At 49.6% G+C, this 2,825-nt stretch carries 3 protein-coding genes; all 3 read right to left on the reverse strand.

What is annotated here, in order from left to right:
* Positions 1–955: PucR family transcriptional regulator ligand-binding domain-containing protein (locus GRP75_RS23460; RefSeq protein WP_202404282.1), on the reverse strand; the 955-nt coding region annotated here is incomplete at its 3' end.
* A 258-nt stretch (positions 956–1,213) separates the two neighbouring features.
* Complete coding sequence (locus GRP75_RS23465; protein ID WP_160790512.1) at positions 1,214–1,840, reverse strand: aspartate/glutamate racemase family protein; 627 nt, start codon at positions 1,838–1,840, stop codon at positions 1,214–1,216.
* Positions 1,841–1,855: 15 nt separating this feature from the next.
* Positions 1,856–2,806, reverse strand: a complete 951-nt coding sequence (locus GRP75_RS23470) for an aminopeptidase (RefSeq protein ID WP_160790513.1) — start codon at positions 2,804–2,806, stop codon at positions 1,856–1,858.
* Positions 2,807–2,825 lie beyond the last annotated feature (19 nt).

The raw sequence follows: 2,825 nt of genomic DNA on the forward strand, positions 1-2,825 counted from the left end.
CAATATGAGACACCACACGCCGTCGGGTCGATTCCATACTCAATAACCCAGAAAGAATCTCTTCTGGCGGAGCCGTAGCACTTTCCAGTACAGCCACCTCCCAGTTATATTCCGGGTTGAATCCCAATTGACGACCTCTCCGCTCAACCTCATGCCGCACCGGCAACGGAGGTGTCATGAGCTCATCTATAAAATTCCCCCGTAGTCGGCTTTCCGTATCTTCTACTGCCTTTTCACGCATTAATTCTAACGCCATCACCAGCCGTGCCTGCTCAATACCAACCTGCTCCATATCATCCAATTCATTGCGGGCAATGACCAACTTGGCGACTGTACGTTTATCCACACTAATGGGAAAATGACGAGCATCTTGTACCTTCGCCCAATCCCAATCTTGTGGTGAAGTGACAATGGCTTGACCACCATTATCAATCAAAGCAACCGGAGCTTTAAAAAGCTCTGCTATATTATCGCTTACAGCCTGTATGCCACTGTTCTCCAGCACCATCGTCGTTAACGTTCGATAGATTTCTTCCGAACGTCGCAGCAGCTCTGCCTGTCGGTTCAACACCATATCCATGACACGCTGCGTAATATCCGTATAGGGAATATCGGCTGGAATCTCAATCACAGGAAGGCCACAGGCATTACTTTCTTCAAGCGCACTATGGGGAATTTCCGTGAGAAAGCGGGTAGGCTTGATCACAAGCGCCGCCGCCCCGCCCTGATGCAGTAATTGAATAATTTGACACAATACCTCAGGCTCATGACGGATCGAATAAGCCGTTGTCATTAACAATACACCTTCCCGGACCCAGCCTTTCAGGTCAGGGACTTCCATAATGTCAATAAACCGGACAACCCGGCTTAGCCCTTGCTCTCCGCTTAATACCTTCGCCTCCTTCAACACGGGTATTGCCATGAGCTCTTGAACTGTTACACCCGGTATTTTCATAAAGACAGACCACCCTGCTATTTATTTTGCAAAATCCTTAGTTCATCTAATTTTCAGGATAGTGTACCAAAAAAGTGTACAAAACAAAACCTTTTACCGCTTGGTCAAGTCTATCCACACCAGTCCATTCCTATCTTTAGGAGCTCAATGGAACATAAATAAACCGCCCTTTTCTGGAAAAGGCGGTTTATTTTAATATTCAACTATTTATAATGAAGTTTAAGAACTATCCTGCTTGTACCCCACACGAAGTGTCTGCTAGCGTACCGAAACAGCTGCACCCAACGCCACAATCGGGTCAATAGCCCGAATCCCTAGTGTACGCTCCAGCTCTGGCGCAAAGTTCATCGTTACAAAACCTGTACAGGCAAGTACAATTACCTCAGCCCCCTTCTCCTGAAGCCGTAACGCTGCTGCCATAGCTGCCTCTTTACCTTGTGGAGTGTTCAAGTCCAGTGTCGTCTGCACACCTATGGGACGCTCTGTACCGATATAGGAATCGCCCAAAATGCGGCGAATCAGCGGCGGAGCCTCCTCCAAAATGGTCAACACGCCTACACGGCTGGCCGATGTCAGAGCCAAGAGTGCCGCACAGGACCCCGCCCCGTATACAGGTACAGATACAGCCTGACGAGTTTCCTCTAGCGCTGGATCAGCCGCGCAGCTAATACCGATAGACGTACAGCCTTGTTCAACGAGTTGTTGCGCCGCGAGCACAATTTTAGGCACCGCTTCCCGGTCTGTGATATCATCATAGATTCCTTTCGGCTGATCGGGGATACATACACTGGTGACAGGCAGCCCGTAGCGCTGCTCAATGACCCGGCCGTGAAGGTCGATAGCTACTTTGTCCTGCATGGTAAGCACTCTGATCATTCCAAGCATGATAACTTCCTCCCTTTATCGCTCTAGCAACTGACCAGCCTTCATAATCAGACGATCATCCAGATATACATCCGGTTTTTGTACGACTCCGTCAATATGTACACCCGCAGCGATAGTTCCCCCGAAGGTATTATTGCTGCCAAAAGCGACATGAATCGTGCCATATACTTTCTCGTCCTCTAACACAACACCTGTAATGCGGGCTTTATCATTCGTTCCAATACCAAATTCGGCCAGCATTCTACCATCGCCTTCGCCGAGCATATCAAACAGGGACTGTCCGGCTTCCCCTTCTGCGGTGATTAATCTACCATTTTGCACCGTCAGCAGCAGTGGCTCTTTTAAGGCACCGATTCCCGCTACAGAACCGTCCACCACAATCTGACCCTGTGCCGCTCCTTCCAGCGGAGCAATATACGCTTCACCTGAAGGCAGGTTCCCCGATTCGCCAGGATTCAAATACATACCTGTGCTGGGAACGCCGTTGCGCCCTTCTATGGTAAAGTTCAGACTATATCCTTCCTTTTCAATCCGTACCTGCTTGGCAGCAGTCAGCAATGCGGTCACCTCTTCGGTCAGCGCCTTGACCTTCGGATAATCAGCAGCAATTGCTCCATTCATGAACATATCGTCTGTCATGCCGGGCATGGTCGCCAGGCGTGCTCCAGCAGCTGCGGCTTGCTTACGGGCACTTGTATGTGTCAGCGAATACCGGGTGACACATACAACAACGTTGGAGCGAAGCATGGCTTCGGCAACAGGGGCCGGAGGCTCCTCGCCCGATTTAGAGCGAACCTTCATCGTCAAAATAGCTGCTTCTGCCCCCAGTGCCTTGCCAGCTTCATATATGGACTCGCCCAATTCTTTTTTATCATCGTCGGTTACGACCAGAAGCGTCTCTCCAGCGGTAAGTCCCAAACATTGTTGCAATACATTTTTACTGATCTCAATAGGTTGTTGACTCATAGTTCTTACCTCCAATTTT

It is taken from the genome of Paenibacillus sp. OT2-17 (assembly GCF_009827695.1).
GTDB classification, from domain to species: Bacteria; Bacillota; Bacilli; order Paenibacillales; family Paenibacillaceae; genus Paenibacillus; species Paenibacillus polymyxa_B.

Coding starts and splice junctions, on each gene's coding strand:
- GRP75_RS23465 (WP_160790512.1), bottom strand. CDS start 1,840: ATGCTTGGAATGATCAGAGTGCTTACCATGCAGGACAAAGTAGCTATC.
- GRP75_RS23470 (WP_160790513.1), bottom strand. CDS start 2,806: ATGAGTCAACAACCTATTGAGATCAGTAAAAATGTATTGCAACAATGT.